This window comes from uncultured Clostridium sp., assembly GCF_963515715.1.
GTDB lineage: Bacteria > Bacillota > Clostridia > Clostridiales > Clostridiaceae > Clostridium_AW.
The window spans coordinates 21,052-40,040 of record NZ_CAUPZS010000014.1 but is presented as its reverse complement, the minus strand read 5'-3'; the positions used below and the strand labels follow the sequence as shown (position 1 = coordinate 40,040).

The following is an 18,989-nucleotide window of genomic DNA, read 5'->3' as shown; positions in this document are numbered from 1 at the left end:
TAATAGAACATTAAGAAAGTCTGTTGACCTTTGTATTTCCGTGTGCTAAAGTGAGTATAATAATTTTTGCAGTGTGAAATTATTACCAAGAAGTTATATTTATGCATAGATATATAATTAAAAATTTTAACAATGATGATGGAAAGAAAAATATCTAAAAATTAGTTAAAGAGAGCTGGGGATGGTGGAAGCCTAGTACTAATAGATATATAATGGTCATTCCTGAATTGTGTGGCTGAAATAGTAGTAGGTCATTACCGTTTTGCATTACGTTATAGTGCAGGGTTTACTTAAAGAACCTTAAATGAGGTTACTGTTATAAAACAGTAACGAATTAGAGTGGTACAGCGAAGAATACGCCTCTATATGTATGAATAATACGTATAGAGGCTTTTTTTATACAACAATAAAAAGGGGGCGATTTTGTTGGGGTTAGTCAGTAGTCTGGATGAAGATGGTATTATATATATTTTGGTTAAAAGAGGAGAGAATTGTGTAATAAGAAAGGAGTAATATTATGAATAAAAAATTATCATTATTTATGGCATTATTAATGACAGCATCCCTATTTACAGGATGTGGTGGAAGTGGAGATAAGAAAAGTGGAGATAAAGGAGATACTATAAAGTTAGGATTAAATTATGAACTTTCAAATGAAGTTGCCACATATGGACAAAGTATGGTTGTGGGAATTGAGCTGGCATTTAAAGAAATTAATGAAGCTGGTGGAGTTTTAGGAAAGAAAGTTGAACTGGTAAAAGCAGATAATAAATCAGATACAGCAGAATCTGCTAATGTAGCATCTAAATTGGCAACTAGGGATAAGGTTGTAGCAATTTTAGGACCTGCAACATCTGGTAGTGTTAAAGCAGCAATACCTCAGGCCACGCAAAATAAGGTTCCTCTAATTTCAGCATCATCAACTGCTGACGATGTTACCATAGACAGCAATGGAAAGGTGAGAGACTATATATTTAAAACTTGTTTTAGTGACTCTTTTCAGGGGGTAATCCTTGCAAACTTTGCGGCAGAAGATCTTAAACTTAAGAATGCAGCTATTCTTATGGATACTACAAGTGACTACAGTAAAGGTCTTACAAAGAGTTTTAAAGAAACTTATACAAGCTTGGGAGGAAAGGTTGTAACAGAACAGGCCTATCAGAGTAAAGATAAGGATTTTAAAGCTGTTTTAACAAATATTAAAAATTCAAATCCTGATTTAATATATTTACCAGGATATTATGAAGAAGTAGGTTTAATTGTTAAACAAGCAAGAGAATTAGGTTTAAATGTTCCAATTCTTGGTGCAGACGGATATGACTCTCCAAAGCTATTAGAACTTGCAGGAAAAGAAGCTTTAAATAAAGTTTATTATACAAATCACTATTCCTCAAAGGATACTAGTGAAGAGGTTGTAAAATTTAGAGATACTTTTAATAAGGAATACAGTAAAGAACCAGATGCTTTTAATGCTTTAGGATATGACCTTGCTTACTTTGTAGCGGATGCATTGGAGAGAGCTGGAGAAGCAGATAGAGAAAAATTAAAAGATGCACTTGCATCAACAAAAGATTTTAAAGGAATAACTGGTTCTTTATCCATTGATAATAACCACAATCCAGTAAAATCTATAACAATATTAGAAGTAAAAGATGGGGAACCAACTTTCTTAAAGAAGCAAGAACCATAAAATTTAGTATAAAGAGGGGATGTTTCCCCTCCTACCCATTAATCTTAATAAAAAAAGGAAGTGATTCAATGGAGAAGTTTTTGCAGCAGTTAATTAATGGAGTTTCCCTTGGAAGTATATATGCTCTTATTGCACTAGGATACACTATGGTTTATGGAATTATAAATCTAATAAATTTTGCTCATGGTGATGTATATATGTTAGGAGCTTATGTGGGGTTTGCAATGACATCAATTTTTCACATGAGTTTTATACCAGCACTTCTTATCTCTATGTTAGCCTGTTCTTTGATTGGAGTTGTTATAGAAAAAGTAGCTTATAAACCTATTAGAAATTCTACAAGAATAGCCGCTCTTATAACGGCTATAAGTGTATCATTATTTTTAGAATATGGAACAATGTATTTTGTATCAGCAGAAACAAGAACTTTCCCAGAAGTATTAAAAGGAAAACAAATAAGTTTGTTTAGTGGGAAAGTATTATTAAATACGAAAGACATTTATATAGTTATAATAACAGTTTTACTAATGCTATTACTTCAATATATCATTTATAAGACTAAAGTAGGTAAGGCTATGAGAGCTGTATCCCACGATAGGGAGGCAGCACAACTTATGGGAATAAATGTGGATAATACAATATCATATACCTTTGCAATTGGTTCAGCTCTTGCAGGGGCAGCAGGAGTTTTAGTTGGAGTATACTATAATTCAATAGATCCTCTAATGGGTATGTTGCCAGGGCTTAAAGCTTTTGTAGCAGCAGTCATAGGAGGAATTGGAGTCATCCCCGGTGCTATGTTTGGTGGAATGTTTTTAGGATTAACGGAAACAATGGTCAGTGCCTATGGAAATTCACTATATAGGGACGCAGTTGCATTTGCCATATTGATTATAGTTCTAATAATAAAACCTAATGGTCTCTTAGGTAAAAATGTGAGAGAAAAGGTGTAGGGGGTGATACTTTGAATTGGTTTAATAAAAAAAATATAATAAGTTTTATTTTAATAATTATACTATATGCACTATCTCAAGGTCTTATAAGTGCTGGAGTTATAGACTCATATATATTATTAAACTTAGTAGTAATTGGAATTAATATTATACTTGCTGTTAGCTTGAACTTAATAACTGGGTACACTGGACAATTTTCATTAGGACATGCAGCTTTTATGGCTGTTGGGGCCTATGCATCCGCAATTATGACCGCCAAATTCAGTTATCCATTTTTTATATCAGTAATCATTGCTGCAATATGTGCAGCTTTTACGGGGCTAGTGATAGGAATACCAACCTTAAGGTTAAAGGGGGATTATCTTGCTATAGCTACCTTAGGATTCAGTGAAATTGTAAGGATAATTCTATTGAATGTTGATTATGTAGGAGGGGCTAGTGGATTAAATGATATACCGCAGTACACTACTTGGACTTGGATTTATTTTGGGGTAGTAGGAACCATTATTTTAATAAAAAATTTTATAAATTCCTATGCAGGAAGAGCTTGCATATCAATTAGAGAGGATGAAATAGCAGCAGAGTCTATGGGGATAAATACTACTTTATACAAGGTGCTTGCCTTTGTAATTGGAGCATTCTTTGCAGGTATAGCGGGAGCTCTTTATGCAAACTACTTCTACTTTATAAAACCAAATAATTTTGGATTTATGAAATCTGTAGATATTTTGGTCATAGTAGTTTTTGGAGGAATGGGAAGTATTGCAGGTTCTATTGCTGGAGCAGTTGCACTTTCTATAATATCTTTATTCCTTCAAAACATCCCAGAACTTAGAATGGTAATTTATTCGGTAATATTATTTTTGATTATGGTATATAGACCTGAAGGTCTTTTGGGAAAATATGAAAGCAAGGGAAAGTTATTTAAGAAAGGAGGAAAATTAAATGGCAGTATTAACAATTGATAATTTATCAAAAAGTTTTGGGGGTATAAAAGCTGTAACTAATATTAATATGATGATTGATAAGGGGGACATTGTGGGTCTCATAGGGCCAAATGGAGCGGGGAAAACTACCTTTTTCAATCTATTAACCGGTATGTATACTCCAACTAGCGGAAAGATTTCTTTTGAAGATTTACATCTTAATAATTTAAAGCCTTATAAAATAACGGATTATGGTATAGCAAGAACTTTTCAAAATATAAGATTGTTTAAAAATATGACTGTTATTGAAAATGTAACTTTAGGTTTTCATAAAAATATTAAATATGGACTTTTGGCTAGCTTTTTTAAACTTCCTTCTTTTTATAAAGAGGAAAAGAGAATTTACAATGAGGCATTAGAGCTTTTAAAGAAATTTGACTTAGACCATAAAAAGGATGAACTTGCTAAAAATTTACCTTATGGAGAACAAAGACGTTTAGAGATTGTAAGAGCTCTTGCTTCAAAACCAAGTCTTTTATTATTAGATGAACCAGCAGCTGGAATGAATCCTAATGAAACAAGAGAGCTTATGGAATTAATAAGATGGATAAAAGATAACTATGAACTTACAATTATTTTAATAGAACATGATATGTCCTTAGTAATGAATATATGTAATAAACTATCTGTTTTAGATTATGGAACCTTAATAGCTGAAGGAGATCCAAAATCCGTTATAAATAATCCAAGGGTTATAGAGGCCTACCTTGGGAGGAATGAAGCATGTTAAAACTTGATAAAATCAACGTATATTACGGAGCAATTCATGCACTAAAGGATTTATCAATAGAAGTAAAAGAAGGGGAAGTAGTAACTTTGATAGGTGCCAATGGGGCTGGCAAAACATCAATGCTTAAAACAATATCAGGTATAGTAAAACCAAAAGAGGGGGCTATAAAATATATAGATAAAGATATAACAGATAGTTCAGCGTCGAATATAGTGAAAATGGGAATAGCACATGTTCCAGAAGGAAGAAGAGTTTTTGCGAACATGTCTGTTATGGAAAATTTAGAGATGGGGGCTTTTATAAGAAAAGATAAATTAGAAATCAAAGAAGATTACGAGAAGATATTCGAAAAATTTCCAAGACTAAAAGAAAGAAGAACCCAGATGGCAGGCACTTTAAGCGGAGGGGAACAACAAATGCTTGCAATGGGAAGAGCTTTGATGTTAAGACCTAAATTAATACTTCTTGATGAACCATCTATGGGTCTTGCACCTATTATGGTAGATGAAATATTTTCAACGATACAAGATATTAATAAGTCTGGAACAACGGTACTTTTAGTTGAACAAAATGCCAACATGGCATTATCTATAGCTCATAGGGCTTATGTTATTCAAACAGGAAAAATAGCTTTAGAGGGAAATGGATGTGACCTTTTAAAAGACGAAAACGTAAAGAAGACTTATTTGGGAGGATAAATGAAAAACTAACCTGTCATAATAAAATTTTGAAAAGTTATTTGTAAAAAATAAAGGAACTGAGGTATATAGTGAGAGGAGTGCCTTTTTTGAAGCGACGTCACTATGTATCTCAGTTCCCATTTTGGATACCTAAATTATCTTTTGGATATAGCTAGTTTTTCATCTCAATTTTCTATTAAGCGCTAAGCTTAATTGCTTTCTCCTGATTATTAACATACTTTGAAAATCTCTTTTTAAATAGCATATATATTCCAATCCCTTGGAAAGCCCATTGAGCTCCTGTAATCCACCAATTATAGTATATATCTACTTTTAAGTATCCTATGAAATATAACATTAGTGGAATTCTAATTGCCCAAGCGGCAATGAGGGCAATATAGAAAGGAGTCTTTGTATCTCCAGATCCCTTTAAAGCTCCACCGTAAACTAAATATAAGGCCATAAAAGGCTGTTCTAAAGCGCCTGCCATAAGACATAGGGCACCTAGCTTTATAACTTCTAATTCGCTTCTACTAATGAATAATGAAACTATAAATTTAGGGAATATTAAAAATATAGTGGAACAAAGTCCCATAAAAATAAGCCCTAAAATAGCGCAAGTATGAGCATATTCATTAGCTTCTTTGAAATCTTTCTCACCTATTTTATGTCCTACTAATGCGGTACAAGCTACTCCAAATCCCGTTCCGGGCATATAAGAAATGGATTCAATAGTGGTAGCTATTTGATTTGCTGCAAAAGCGGTTTCTCCTAAACCCATCACCATAAAAATTCCCCATATTCGAGCTAAGCTATAGGCTGCTTCTTGCAAAGAGGAAGGAATGGCTAGTTTAACTAGGTTTCTTAGCTTTGCTAAGGACATATCTTTTATGTATTTAAATCTAGGTTTTATTTTAGAATATTTAAAAGTATATATAAAAATAAATAAAAAACCTATTATATGAGAGAAGGAAGTTGCTATTGCTGCGCCTTTAACTCCTAATTCAGGAAAACCTGCCTTACCGAATATCATAGCCCAATCTAGAAATATATTTATAATATTAATGATTACAGCAGCAATTAGTGGAGTTTTAGTGTTTTTACTTCCTCTTAATATAGAGTTTAGAACATTCATAATCATATTAAAAAATAAGCCTATGGAAGTTATTCTTAAATATATTACTCCCAGATTTAATACTTGGTTTTTAGCTCCAGCGAAAGATAAAATTTTAGGTGCCAATATAAAAGCAGAGCTAGAAATTATTAAAGATAATATAATGCCTATAACAAGAGAAAGTGAGGCGTATTCCTCTGCTAAATCAAATTTATTTGCACCCAAATTTCTAGAAACTAAGGATACAGCACCCACACAGACACCTAAAACAATAAAAATGTTTACAATTCCTGTCATTATTTCAGAACAAAGTCCTACAGTACTTACGGCAACTTGTCCACCATATTTACCTACCATCATTGTGTCAAAGACCCAAACCATCATATAAAGGAACATTTCACCTACTGCAGGGAGAGCTATGGATAGCACTTCTTTCACAGTCTTGTTATTCAATTCACACTCACCCTTTACTATAAAATTGTCATAAATTTGCGCAAACAAAGTCATAATATCACATAAAATACATATAATCTACCTAAATCTCATATTTTTCATGAATTTTTAATTTTTGTTGGTAGATTAATTATAAAAAATTATAAACTTCCAGCTATATATGCATTGCTACCAAAACTAGATAGTATCTATATGAATAACCTATGCAAATATTAAATTGCATAGGTTGTTTACAATTAATTTATATATTTTGTAATTTAAAAAATTGGTTAAATATGATAAAATTAGGTTAATAAAGATGAAAAATGTAATTTTTATCAAGGAAGTGAGAAAATGTGGAAAAATAATAAAAAAGATTATTTTGCTAATTATAATGAAAATTTAAATCCAGCATTTGAATCGCTTAAAATATCAATAGTTTTTCTGGGAATTGGAGTTTTTTTAATATTATTTTTTAATAACATTATAAATTTATTTTATAAAGATAATATTATTTTTGAAAATATTCAAAAATACAAAGAGATATTTTTTGTTTTAATTATTGCCATAATAGTTTATTTTTTAAATCGTAATAACATAATTTTAATTAAATCAATTATTAAGAGGGAAAATGAGTCTTATAAAGACCTTAGTTCGGCTCATGAACAATTAGTGGCTGTAGAAGAAGAACTTAGGGAACAATATAATGAGCTTCAAAAGAGTAAAGCTTCCCTCTTCATAAGTGAACAAAGATATGAGCTTGCGGTAGAGGGAGCTAATGATGGGATTTGGGATTGGGAAATTAAAACTAATAAGTATTATTTTTCTCTAAATTTTAAAGAATATTTCGGATATGAAGAAGGGGAGATAGAAAATACTATAGAAGGATGGAAAAGACTATTGCACCCTGAAGATAAAGATATGACAATTAAAATAATGGAAGAATATTTTAAAAAAGGGTATGGAGTGTATAAAGATACCTACAGATTGCGCTGTAAAAATGGCAGTTATAGATGGATTTTAAGTCACGGTAAAGCTCTATGGAATAAAGATGGAACCCCCATTCGATTTGCTGGTTCACATACTGATATTACTGAACAATTAAACCTTCAAGAATATTTAAGATTAGAGAAAGCCTTATCAGAAAACATCATGAATAATGTTTCTGTAATTATAGCCATTTGGGAAAGTAATGGAAAAATAAAGAGAATCAATCCCTTTGCAGAAGAATTGTTTGGATATTGTTGTGATGAAGTTAAAGATAAAAGCTGGATGGAGTTTGTGATTCCAAAAGAAAACAAAATTTATACAAAGTTTGTGTTTGAAAAGATTGTAAGCGGCAAAAGTCTTATAAATTATGAAAGCCAATTGATCAGCAAAAATGGTAAAATTATAGATGTCTTATGGAATAGCAGTGCAATATATGATAGTCATGATAATATTACAGAAATTATATCAGTTGGGACTAATATAACAGAGAGAAAAAGAATGGAGAAAAAACTTCATACATTAGCATATTATGATCCTTTGACAGGATTGCCTAATAGAACGATGATTGAAAAGCAAGTAAATATAATTATTGAGGAGCATAAAGACAGTGAAGATAAATTTGCTTTTATATATTTGGATATAGATAATTTCAAACATGTAAACGATACCTTAGGCCATATAACAGGAGATGCTTTATTAAAACATATATCACAAATAATGAAGAATAATTTAAAATTCCCAAATCTAATAGGAAGATTAAGTGGTGACGAATTTGTAATAATATTAGTAGAAATAAAAGATAGAATGGATGTAGTAAATAAATTAGAAAATTTATTAAAGGACTTAAGAACCCCATGGATGAACGATGGCAATGAACTTTTCATATCTGTCAGTATGGGAATAGTTATTTATCCTGAAGATGGAATGGATTATAGCACTCTTTTGAAGCATGCAGATACTGCTATGTTTAATGTTAAGGAAAAAGGGAAAAATGGATATGGCTTTTATACTAAAAATATGAAGGAAAAGGCCTACAATTATTTAAATATTGTTAATCAACTTCATAAGGCTATAAATAATAAAGAATTTGTTTTGTTTTATCAGCCATTAGTAGACTTACATTCTAAAAAAATTATTGGGGTTGAGGCTTTAATCAGATGGAATCATCCAGAAAAGGGAATTATATTTCCTATGGAATTCATACCTTTTGCAGAAGAAATAGGGTTGATTTATGAGATAGGAGATTGGGTATTAAAAACAGCGCTATATCAAAAAAAGAAATGGGAAGAAGAAGGATATAAAGATTTGCAAGTATCCATAAATCTATCAAGTACTAGATTGAAAAAAGGTAATTTAGCATATGAGATAAGTCAAATACTAGACGAACTAAATCTAACAGGAGGAATAATTATAGAAATTACTGAAACTGCAGTAATGGAAGATATGGATATGGCTATAGAAATACTACAAAGCTTGAAGAAAAAAGGAATTAAAATAGCATTAGATGATTTTGGAACAGGATATTCTTCTTTGACGTATCTAAGAAATCTTCCTATAGATGTGTTGAAAATTGATAGAGAATTTATTAAAGGAGTTACAGCGAATTCGCAAAAAGAGGAGATAGTAAAATCTGTAGTTAAGCTTGGAAGAGCTCTAGATTTGAAGGTCGTAGCAGAAGGAATAGAAACTAAATCAGAATTAAAACTATTAAAAGAATATGGCTGTGATGTAGGGCAAGGTTATCTGTTTAGTAAACCAGTTGAAGCAAAGGAAATTGAAAAATTACTAAAAAATAAAAATGTGTATACTTTTTAATTTATAATAGAATTAGTGAAAATACTAGTTCTATTATTGATTTTATTATATAAACATTAAAATTTAATAAATTGTTAATGGTTCGGCGTGACAATAAATGTTATAATTTAAAAAACATATAAATACTACAAGGAGGAGTACAGGTGCAACTGTTTAAAGAAGATAAGATAAAATATCTAGATATAATAAAAATAGTTATAACTATAATGATATCAATTAAGATTGTGGACAACTATGAACTATTTTTTACAGGGGTTAATAGAATTTTTAGCATAATATCTCCATTTATATATGCTTTTATCATAGCTTATGTATTGAATCCATTGATGAGCTTTTTTGAAAGAAGATTCAAGCTTACTAGAGGGAAAAGCATTTTAATAACCTATATAACTATAGTGTTGATGTTAGCAATTTTTTCATCTTATTTAATGCCTAGAATCATAACTAGTATAATGGATATAATTAAAAACATACCCGAATTTACTAAAGTAGCTCAAAATTATTTTGATACATTAATTAAAGATGAGAGGGTACAAAATATACTTTATTCCACAGGTAATATGGAATTAAAGACTGATTTTATAATATCAAAGGGTAGCAGTTTTCTTGCAAGTGTATTAAATTCTTTCTTATCCAAAACCGTGTCTTTTACAAACTACTTTGTAAAATGGGTTTTTGGTTTTATTATTTCTATATATATTTTAGCGGACAAGGAAAGTATTTTAGAAACGGTAAGAAAAATTATATATGCCATCTTAGGAAAGAAAAACGCAGGTAAGGCTTTAGAATTTATTTCGAATTTACATAACATGATAGGTGTTTATATTGGAACTAAAGCCATAGACTCTACAATTATAGGAATAATGGCTTTGGTGGGCTTATCCATAATAAAATCACCTTATTCACTTTTGATAGCTTTAATAGTTGGAGTAACTAATATGATACCTTATTTTGGCCCTTTTATAGGAATGGTAGTGGCTGCAATTATTAACTTATTCTTTAGTCCAATAAGGGCATTAGTAGTGTTAATTTTCTTATTCCTTCTCCAGCAATTTGATGGATGGTATTTAGATCCTAAACTTATAGGAAATAAGGTAGGTTTAAAACCCTTTGCTGTAATATTTGCCGTAACATTAGGTGGAGGACTATATGGTCCTGTAGGAATGATACTTGGAGTACCAGTTATGGCTATAATAAGAACTTATTTAGAAAAACTATTATTAAGGTTTAATAATTAAGAGGTAATTTATGAAAAGAAGTAAGAAAAAAGTGTTTATATTAATACTAATGTTTTTATTGACTATTGGATTCTTACTTTTAAAAAGTGTGGATTATGATGTACAAGAACTAATTATTAAAATAGAACAGATGGCAGGTAAAAGAGTGATTGTACCTGAAGAATATTCTAAAGTAGATAGGAATAATAACGGTATACCAGATTCTTTAGATATTGTAAAAGGAGCGAGAGAAGAGGTTAAGAATAAAACTAAATATGTAGATGCATATTATAATGGAGGATACCCTCCAGACTCAGAAGGTGTATGTACTGATGTTATATGGAGAGCTTTTAAAAGTATAGATTTAAATTTGAAGGAACTTATAGATGAAGACATTAAAAAGAATACAAAAATCTATTGGAGGGTTCAGGGAACACCAGAACCCAATATAGATTTTAGAAGAGTTCCTAACCAAGATGTGTTTTTTAAGAATAATGCAGAAAGTTTGATTAATGAAATAATACCAGGAGATGTGGAAAATTTAAAGCAGTGGCAACCTGGTGATATAATTATTATGTATAAACCATATGAGCATGTGGTTATAGTTTCTGATAAAAGGGATAGGAATGGAGTGCCTTATATTATCCATAATTACTATCCCTATGCTCGAGAAACCCTTTATAATTATAAAAAATTAAAAGTAGATGGGCACTATAGATGGAAATACTAAAAGAGGGGAAATTATGAGAAGAGAGTATGTAGACTTTTTATCTAATATACCTATAAATGTGAGTTATATTAATATTATTGAATATCCTATTCACTGGCATGATTGTATGGAAATAATATATTGCCTAAAAGGTAGGATTAAAATAAATATTGAGACAGAAACTCATATAATAAATGAAGGCGAGCTAGAAATCATAAACTTTGATGAAGCGCATAGTATTGCTGGTTTGGATAAGGATAATAAAATACTTATATTTCAAATTGACACCTCATTTTTTAATAAATATTATAATATAGAAAATATATTCTTCTATACAGAGTCCTCAGTAAAGGATGTTCAAAAACATGCTAAATACGAAGAGTTAAGAAGCTATTTGAGTATACTTCTTTGTGAAATGGCTCAAAAAGGAGAGGACTATGAAGATGTAATTGAGGACACTTTAGTTGATATTTTATATCATCTTATAAACAATTTTCATTATTTAATATATGATGAAGAGAGTTTAAAAGGAAATGAGGAACAATTTGAGAGATATGATAGAATAATTAAATATATATATTCAAACTATAATAATAAAATAAGTTTACAAGATATTGCAAGAAGAGAGTATCTAAGTTCTCACTATCTTTCTTATAGTATGAAAAATACTGTAGGATATAGCTTCAATGATTTTCTAAACTTAACTAGAGTTGAAGAAGCTATAAAATTATTATTAGATACGGATAAAACAATATCAGAAATATCAGAAGAACTAGGATTTTCTCATACTAGGTATTTTAATAAACATTTCAAGAAACACTATAAATGTACTCCCATGCAATATAGAAAAAAATACAAAGTTGACGAAGAAAAATTCATTGAAATGAAAAAATTTACAATCTTGCCTATAAAAGAAGCTTTAGAAGAAGTCTCTTACTATCTACAAGACTATTTAAGATTCAATTATGAAGGAAAGATAAATAGGATAGATGTAGTATTATCCTCAGAAGAAACTTTAGATAAGCCTTGGGAAAGTTTATTTATACTAGGTAGCGTAAGTAAATTGTTTAAAGAAAAAAATAAAAAGATATTAAAAAGAATGAAAGAGGATATCAATTTTTCCTATGTTTTATTAAAAGATGTTATTTCAAAAGAAAATAGAAAATTCTATTACTGGGGAGAAATAAAAGAAGTCATTCAATTCTTACTGGACATGGACTTAAGACCTGCCATATATATAGAAGACTATTCCGTAGCCTTTTATTCATTTTTAGACTATTTCGAGGACATCTATAGTAGTTATGAATTAGAAAAATGGAAATTCTATTTAGATCATAATATGGATGATGAAAGCAAAAATAAGTTAAAAAAATATTTAATAGATTATGGTTTAGAGGTACTAGAAGAAGATATTAAAAAACCTAATTATAATAAAATCCATGATAGTCCATTTATGCTTCCATATTTAATACAGAGAAACTTGGATAATAAATTTACAAATAATAATTTTTATATCATAGATGAATTTAATAGTGAGGAAATTATAGATAATGAAGTGTTTTTTGGGTGTAATGGATTAGTTAATATACAGGGTATAAAAAAACCTTCCTATTATGCCTACTATTTTTTATCTAAATTAGGAGATAATGTACTATCAAAAGGTGAAGGATATATAATAACTGAGAAAGATGAAGAGATTCAAATACTTTTATATACCATTAAAGATAATTTAAAGGAAGAAAGTTTAGATAATATTTCTTATAACTTCAAAAAGGACAAAAGTACTATAGAAAATAAATATTCTATAAACTTTGAGGGACTACCTTCTGATTATAAGGTTATAAAATATGAAATTAATGAAAAGAAAGGTTCTGCTTATAACAATTGGGTAAGCATGGGTAAGCCAAAGCAGATAAATTATGATGAAATAAATCTTTTTAAAACTACAAGCAACCCTTATATAGGCCTATCCTATAGTAAAAAAAGTCCTATTTATAATATAGTTCCAAAAGTCGAAGGATATGGAGCGGTACTAATTATACTGCAAAAAGTACAAAAGCACTTTTAATAAGGTGCTTTTTTTATATTTACAGAAAAAAACAATACTCAGAAATACTTAAAGTTATACTTTATACTAGGTACATTGGTGAATGAAGGTTCTAAAGAAATTATGTATACTTATATTATAAGACTTAGAAAGAGGGTGAAAGTAGAAATGAGGGTGTGGCTCTTAAAGCATTATATATTAATTTAAATCGAGGAGGATTTTTATGAATAGTAGTAGTATTTTTAATGAAAAAAGTACTAATAAATTGTTGTTAAAATTTGCAGTGCCGTCTATTATATCTTTACTAGTAGGAGAATTATATAATATGGTAGACACCCTTTATGTAGGAAGAACTATTGGTGCTATGGCAGTTGGAGGTTTAACAGTAGCTTTCCCTATACAAAGGTTAATAATAGCCCTAGGTCTTATGGTGGCAGTAGGTGTGTATACATCCGTTGCTAGACACTTAGGAGAAAAGAATGAAGAAGAAATTAAAAATTCAATAACCAACTCTATTAGTTTGATAATTTCAATAATCTTAATCTTAACCTTTTTAATCTATATATTTAGAGATAAAATAATCTTAAACTTAGGAGCAAGCCACAGCATATTTCCTTATGCAAGAGACTATATTTCTATAGTGATATTTGGTGGAATATTTCAGTGTCTAACTGCGGTTTATTGTTATATAATGACTGCATTAGGAGATACGAAAATAACCTTAAAAGCCACCTCTATAGGTGCTATCGCTAATATTATTATAGACTATATTTTAATAATTAACCTTAATTTAGGAGTAAAAGGAGCTGCTATTGCTACGGTAATATCACAGATGGGTTCCTTTGTATATGCTTATTATTATTTTAATAAAAAAGTAAGAACTAAATTAAATCTTAAATTTAAATTTACTTTAGAAAAAGCAATTGTAGGATCGATAGTAAGTGTTGGATTTTCAACCTTTATGATAGAAATTTCTGATGCCGTAGTGGCATTTATACTAAATAATCTACTATTAACATATGGTGGAGAAGAATCTGTAATTATTTTTGGTTTAGTAACCAGAGTGTCTATGTTCTTATTCATAACATTGATTGGAATAAGTTCAGCTATGCAACCTATAGCAGCTTTCAATTTTGGTAGAGAGGACTATAAGAAAGTTAAAGATGTTGTCATTAGTACAATAAAAATTGCTGTAATTTCATCCCTTATTTGTTGGCTAGGAATGTTTATATTCTCAAAAAATATAATGGGATTATTTATAAATGAAAGTGAAATATTATATGATGCAGCAAAAATCTTTAGAATTGTAATTTTGGTATTTCCAATAGTAAGTGTCTATTATGTTGCAATATATTACTATCAAGCAATGGGAGAAGCTAAATCATCCTTCTTATTATCTATATTTAGGCAAATAGTTGTATTTATACCTTTGCTATTGATATTAATGCAGATGTTTGGAACCTTAGGAGCTTGGATTGCTTATCCATTATCGGATATAATATCGGGGCTAACGGGAATATTCTTTGTAAGAAGAGGATTAGATATAGAAGATGAAGATGATGCATTGGATTATGAAGTTAATGAAGCTTAATATAAAAACCTACAATCACTTATTTTACTGGATTGTAGGTTTTTTTATATTATATTAGGATAAAGAATAGTTTACGAGGGAAATATAAGTTTATAATCAAATGAATTTTAGGAGGAATTTAAGTGAAAAGTAGAGAGGAAGTAAAAAGCGAAAATAGAAAGAATTATAACCAAAAGGGACACAAATCTAAAGGACAATTTAGTAGCAGCAATATGGTTCAGACTATAGAGAGTCAAGCAATAAATGATAGCATTTTTGAAACTGAGAACGATGGATACGATGAACACGAGGAATATTAAAAGAACGGCCTGCAAAAAGTTTATTTTTGCAGGCTATATATTTTAAATTTTAACTTATAGAATATGATTTATCTCATAATTAAGCGGTTTTAATATTCCCATCTATTAATATGCAGTTAATACATAAAACATGAGTATTAATATAATAATAACTTATGTATGGCTAACATATATAAGGAGGGTAATCTATGAAAAAGATAACAAAAACAATGGATGGAAATGGTGCAGCAGCTTATGCTTCGTATGCTTTTACAGAGGTTGCGGCTATATTTCCTATTACCCCATCTACTCCAATGGCAGAAGGAGTAGACGAGTGGGCGGCACATGGTAAAAAGAATATATTTGGCCAAAGGGTTAAAGTGGTAGAAATGCAATCAGAGGCTGGTGCTGCTGGAACAGTTCATGGTTCTTTAGTAGCAGGGGCTCTAACGACTACATATACAGCTTCTCAAGGGCTGCTACTTATGATACCTAATATGTATAAAATATCTGGAGAATTATTGCCAGGAGTGTTTCATGTTAGTGCTCGTGCAATAGCTGCTCATGCATTATCTATATTTGGTGATCACCAAGACGTTATGGCCTGTAGACAAACAGGATTTGCATTGCTTGCTTCCTCTAATGTGCAGGAAGCTATGGATTTAGGATTTATATCACATCTATCATCAATAAAATCTAGAATTCCATTTTTGCATTTTTTTGACGGCTTTAGAACTTCTCATGAATATCAAAAAATAGAGGTTATAGATTACGAAGATGTAGCAAAGATTGTAGATTACAATGCTTTAAATGAATTCAGAAATAATTCTTTAAATCCTGAAAGACCAGTATTAAGAGGTACTGCGCAAAATCCAGATATATATTTCCAAGGGAGAGAAGCATCAAACAAGTTTTATAATGCAGTTCCAGATATAGTAGAAGATTATATGGGAATGATAAAAAATATAACAGGAAGAGAGTATCACCCCTTTGATTATTATGGTGCCGAAGATGCAAAGCATATAATCGTTGCTATGGGATCGGTATGTGACACATTAGAGGAAACCGTAGATTATCTACTAAAACAAGGTGAGAAGGTAGGTTTCATAAAGGTACACTTGTATAGGCCTTTCTCAGAAAAGTATTTCTTTAAGGTATTACCAAAAACCGTAGAAAGAATAGCGGTCTTAGATAGAACTAAAGAGCCAGGTTCTTTAGCTGAGCCACTTTGTCTTGATATATCAAATTTATTTTATAAAAAAGAAAATAGACCCTTAATAATAGGTGGAAGATATGGTTTAGGTTCAAAAGATACAATACCTTCAGAAATAATTGCAGTATTTGAAAATTTAAAGAGTAATAATCCTAAGGACCATTTTACAATAGGAATTACAGATGATGTTACATATACATCATTGGCTACAGAAAAATTTGTTGATACAACTCCAGAAGGAACAATAAGCTGTAAATTCTGGGGGTTAGGCTCTGATGGTACTGTAGGAGCAAATAAAACTGCAGTAAAAATCATTGGAGATAAAACAGATTTATATGCACAAGCGTATTTTTCTTATGATAGTAAAAAGTCAGGAGGTACTACAGTATCTCATTTAAGATTTGGAAGTAAACCTATAAGGTCATCTTATTTGGTTCATAATTCTGATTATATTGCTTGTCACAACAAGTCTTTCTTATATAATTATGATCTTTTAAAAGGGATTAAAAAAGGTGGTACTTTTCTACTTAACTGTCCTTGGAGGGGAGACGAACTAGATGAAAAATTGCCAGCTTCTATAAAGAAATACATTGCAGATAATAATATTAACTTTTATGTAATAGATGCTGTAAGTATTGCAAGAAGCATAGGCCTTGGTGGAAGAATAAATATGGTAATGCAAGCAGCTTTCTTTAAGTTAGCTAAAGTTATTCCAATAGAAGATGCAGTAAAATATCTAAAAGACTCTATAGAAACTACTTATGGTAGAAAAGGTGAAAAAATCGTAGAAATGAACAAAGCTGCTGTAGATAAAGGAGTAGAAGGATTAATTAAGGTAGCTGTGCCAAATTCATGGAGTAATGTAGAAATAGAAAAAGACTTAGAAAAAGATATTCCAGAGTTTGTTAAAAACATTCAAATTCCTATGGCAAGAATGGAAGGAGATGAATTACCTGTAAGTGCTTTCACAGGAAGAGAAGACGGTTCCTTCCCATTGGGTACAACAGCTTATGAAAAGAGAGGCATTGCAGTACTTGTACCAGAGTGGCAAATTGATAAATGTATACAGTGCAACCAATGTTCTTATATTTGTCCTCATGCTACTGTAAGACCATTCTTACTTAATGAAGAAGAAGTAAATAAAGCTCCATCAACCTTTAAGACAAAGAAAGCAGTAGGTAAAGGATTAGAAAACTATCAATATAGGATTCAAGTAAGTCCTTTAGATTGTACTGGATGTGGTAACTGTGCGGATGTTTGCCCAGCACCAGGTAAGGCATTAATTATGAAACCAGCTGATCAAGAAATAGAAATGGAAGGGGACAATTGGGATTTTGCTATAACATTACGTGAAAAACATAATGTTCAAGATATTTATACTGTTAAGGGTAGCCAATTCAATAAACCACTTCTGGAGTTTAATGGAGCATGCCCAGGTTGTGGAGAAACTCCTTATGTTAGATTGATAACTCAACTATATGGAGATAGAATGATGATAGCTAATGCTACAGGTTGTTCATCAATTTGGGGAGGAAGTGCACCTTCAGTGCCATATACTACAAACGAAAAAGGTCAAGGGCCAGCTTGGGGCAACTCTCTATTTGAAGATAATGCGGAATATGGATATGGCATGTACTTAGGTATTAAACAAATAAGGGAAAGATTAGCCTTACTTATGGATGAAGCTTTAAATAAAGATATAGATGAGGAGCTTAAAGAAGCTTTTGCTCAGTGGATTGATAATATAGATGATGGTGATAAATCAAAGTCTTCATCAGAAAGGGTTATAAATGCATTGAGGAAGGTAGACTACATGAAAGATCCTCTATACAAAGAGATAATGGATAATGCTGAATATTTAGTTAAGAAATCCGTATGGATAATTGGAGGAGATGGCTGGGCTTATGACATTGGATATGGCGGTTTAGACCATGTATTGGCTTCAGGGGATGACGTAAATATTTTAGTTTTAGATACAGAAATATATTCGAATACAGGCGGACAGATGTCAAAATCAACACCAACTGCAGCAGTAGCTAAATTTGCGGCGGCAGGAAAGAGGATAAGAAAGAAGGATCTTGGTCTTATGGCTATGAGTTACGGTTATGTGTATGTTGCTCAAATATCCATAGGAGCCAATATGAATCAAACAGTTAAGGTAATAAAAGAAGCAGAAGAGTATAAAGGACCCTCATTAATAATAGCCTATGCTCCATGTATTAACCACGGTATTAAAACAGGTATGGGAACAAGTATTATGGAAAGCAAAAAAGCTGTTGAAACGGGATATTGGCATCTATATAGATACAATCCGAAGCTTAAAGAGGAAGGGAAAAATGCATTTATACTGGAATCTAAAGAAGCAAAAGAATCTTTCCAAGATTTTATAAGAGGGGAAATAAGATATACTTCATTAGCAAATGTATTCCCAGAAGTTGCAGAAGAAATGTTTAACGAAGCAGAAAAACATGCTAAAAATAGATACGAAATATATAAAAAGCTATCAGAAAACTTTTAATAAAAACCGTTGGATTGGCACAGGAT

13 protein-coding genes and 1 other annotated feature are annotated in these 18,989 nt (G+C 30.7%); of the genes, 12 read left to right on the top strand and 1 reads right to left on the bottom strand.

The genetic code is table 11. The annotated features are described in order from the left end of the window. Positions 1 to 126: 126 nt before the first annotated feature. Positions 127 to 367: a binding site (T-box leader), on the top strand. A 150-nt stretch (positions 368 to 517) separates the two neighbouring features. From RYO54_RS11015 to RYO54_RS10995, 5 genes are all read left to right on the top strand, one after another. Then, on the top strand, positions 518 to 1,690 hold the full coding sequence (locus RYO54_RS11015; RefSeq protein WP_315118572.1) for an ABC transporter substrate-binding protein: 1,173 nt from the start codon (positions 518 to 520) through the stop codon (positions 1,688 to 1,690). A 68-nt stretch (positions 1,691 to 1,758) separates the two neighbouring features. Beyond that, a complete protein-coding gene (locus RYO54_RS11010) occupies positions 1,759 to 2,643 on the top strand; it encodes a branched-chain amino acid ABC transporter permease (RefSeq protein ID WP_315118570.1) in 885 nt (294 codons plus the stop codon). A gap of 11 nt (positions 2,644 to 2,654) precedes the next feature. Then, positions 2,655 to 3,608 (top strand): branched-chain amino acid ABC transporter permease, encoded by a 954-nt coding sequence (locus tag RYO54_RS11005; RefSeq protein ID WP_315118568.1) that lies wholly within the window; start codon positions 2,655 to 2,657, stop codon positions 3,606 to 3,608. Then, positions 3,589 to 4,359, top strand: a complete 771-nt coding sequence (locus tag RYO54_RS11000; protein ID WP_315118566.1) for an ABC transporter ATP-binding protein — start codon at positions 3,589 to 3,591, stop codon at positions 4,357 to 4,359. Before RYO54_RS11005 ends, RYO54_RS11000 begins: the two co-directional genes overlap by 20 nt. Continuing rightward, positions 4,353 to 5,057, top strand: a complete 705-nt coding sequence (locus RYO54_RS10995) for an ABC transporter ATP-binding protein (protein WP_315118564.1) — start codon at positions 4,353 to 4,355, stop codon at positions 5,055 to 5,057. The genes RYO54_RS11000 and RYO54_RS10995 overlap by 7 nt, the downstream gene beginning before the upstream one ends. Before the next feature lie 178 nt (positions 5,058 to 5,235). Here RYO54_RS10995 and RYO54_RS10990 read toward each other — a convergent pair whose 3' ends face one another. Then, the gene (locus tag RYO54_RS10990) at positions 5,236 to 6,660 is read right to left on the bottom strand and encodes an MATE family efflux transporter (RefSeq protein WP_315118562.1); all 1,425 of its coding nucleotides are present in this window, start codon (positions 6,658 to 6,660) and stop codon (positions 5,236 to 5,238) included. A 279-nt stretch (positions 6,661 to 6,939) separates the two neighbouring features. Between RYO54_RS10990 and RYO54_RS10985 the strand changes: the two genes are divergently transcribed. From RYO54_RS10985 to nifJ, 7 genes are all read left to right on the top strand, one after another. Beyond that, entirely contained in the window at positions 6,940 to 9,390 is a 2,451-nt protein-coding gene (locus tag RYO54_RS10985) for an EAL domain-containing protein (protein WP_315118560.1), read from the top strand. A gap of 143 nt (positions 9,391 to 9,533) precedes the next feature. Beyond that, positions 9,534 to 10,628, top strand: a complete 1,095-nt coding sequence (locus tag RYO54_RS10980) for an AI-2E family transporter (RefSeq protein WP_315118558.1) — start codon at positions 9,534 to 9,536, stop codon at positions 10,626 to 10,628. Between the two features lie 10 nt (positions 10,629 to 10,638). Further along, a complete protein-coding gene (locus RYO54_RS10975) occupies positions 10,639 to 11,337 on the top strand; it encodes a DUF1287 domain-containing protein (RefSeq protein WP_315118556.1) in 699 nt (232 codons plus the stop codon). A 13-nt stretch (positions 11,338 to 11,350) separates the two neighbouring features. Beyond that, positions 11,351 to 13,384: a helix-turn-helix domain-containing protein gene (locus RYO54_RS10970; RefSeq protein WP_315118554.1), complete on the top strand. Its 2,034-nt coding sequence runs from the start codon at positions 11,351 to 11,353 to the stop codon at positions 13,382 to 13,384. A gap of 202 nt (positions 13,385 to 13,586) precedes the next feature. Continuing rightward, positions 13,587 to 14,954, top strand: a complete 1,368-nt coding sequence (locus RYO54_RS10965; RefSeq protein WP_315118552.1) for an MATE family efflux transporter — start codon at positions 13,587 to 13,589, stop codon at positions 14,952 to 14,954. A gap of 122 nt (positions 14,955 to 15,076) precedes the next feature. Next, positions 15,077 to 15,253 (top strand): hypothetical protein, encoded by a 177-nt coding sequence (locus RYO54_RS10960; RefSeq protein WP_315118550.1) that lies wholly within the window; start codon positions 15,077 to 15,079, stop codon positions 15,251 to 15,253. Positions 15,254 to 15,441: 188 nt separating this feature from the next. Continuing rightward, positions 15,442 to 18,963: a pyruvate:ferredoxin (flavodoxin) oxidoreductase gene (nifJ, locus tag RYO54_RS10955; protein WP_315118548.1), complete on the top strand. Its 3,522-nt coding sequence runs from the start codon at positions 15,442 to 15,444 to the stop codon at positions 18,961 to 18,963. The last annotated feature ends 26 nt before the right edge of the window (positions 18,964 to 18,989 follow it).

Excerpts from the sequence above, each read along its gene's own strand:
- RYO54_RS10975 (WP_315118556.1), top strand. The coding sequence starts at position 10,639 with ATGAAAAGAAGTAAGAAAAAAGTGTTTATATTAATACTAATGTTTTTA.
- nifJ (WP_315118548.1), top strand. The coding sequence starts at position 15,442 with ATGAAAAAGATAACAAAAACAATGGATGGAAATGGTGCAGCAGCTTAT.
- RYO54_RS10985 (WP_315118560.1), top strand. The coding sequence starts at position 6,940 with ATGTGGAAAAATAATAAAAAAGATTATTTTGCTAATTATAATGAAAAT.
- RYO54_RS11015 (WP_315118572.1), top strand. The coding sequence starts at position 518 with ATGAATAAAAAATTATCATTATTTATGGCATTATTAATGACAGCATCC.
- RYO54_RS10990 (WP_315118562.1), bottom strand. The coding sequence starts at position 6,660 with ATGACTTTGTTTGCGCAAATTTATGACAATTTTATAGTAAAGGGTGAG.
- RYO54_RS11000 (WP_315118566.1), top strand. The coding sequence starts at position 3,589 with ATGGCAGTATTAACAATTGATAATTTATCAAAAAGTTTTGGGGGTATA.
- RYO54_RS10970 (WP_315118554.1), top strand. The coding sequence starts at position 11,351 with ATGAGAAGAGAGTATGTAGACTTTTTATCTAATATACCTATAAATGTG.
- RYO54_RS10965 (WP_315118552.1), top strand. The coding sequence starts at position 13,587 with ATGAATAGTAGTAGTATTTTTAATGAAAAAAGTACTAATAAATTGTTG.
- RYO54_RS11010 (WP_315118570.1), top strand. The coding sequence starts at position 1,759 with ATGGAGAAGTTTTTGCAGCAGTTAATTAATGGAGTTTCCCTTGGAAGT.
- RYO54_RS10995 (WP_315118564.1), top strand. The coding sequence starts at position 4,353 with ATGTTAAAACTTGATAAAATCAACGTATATTACGGAGCAATTCATGCA.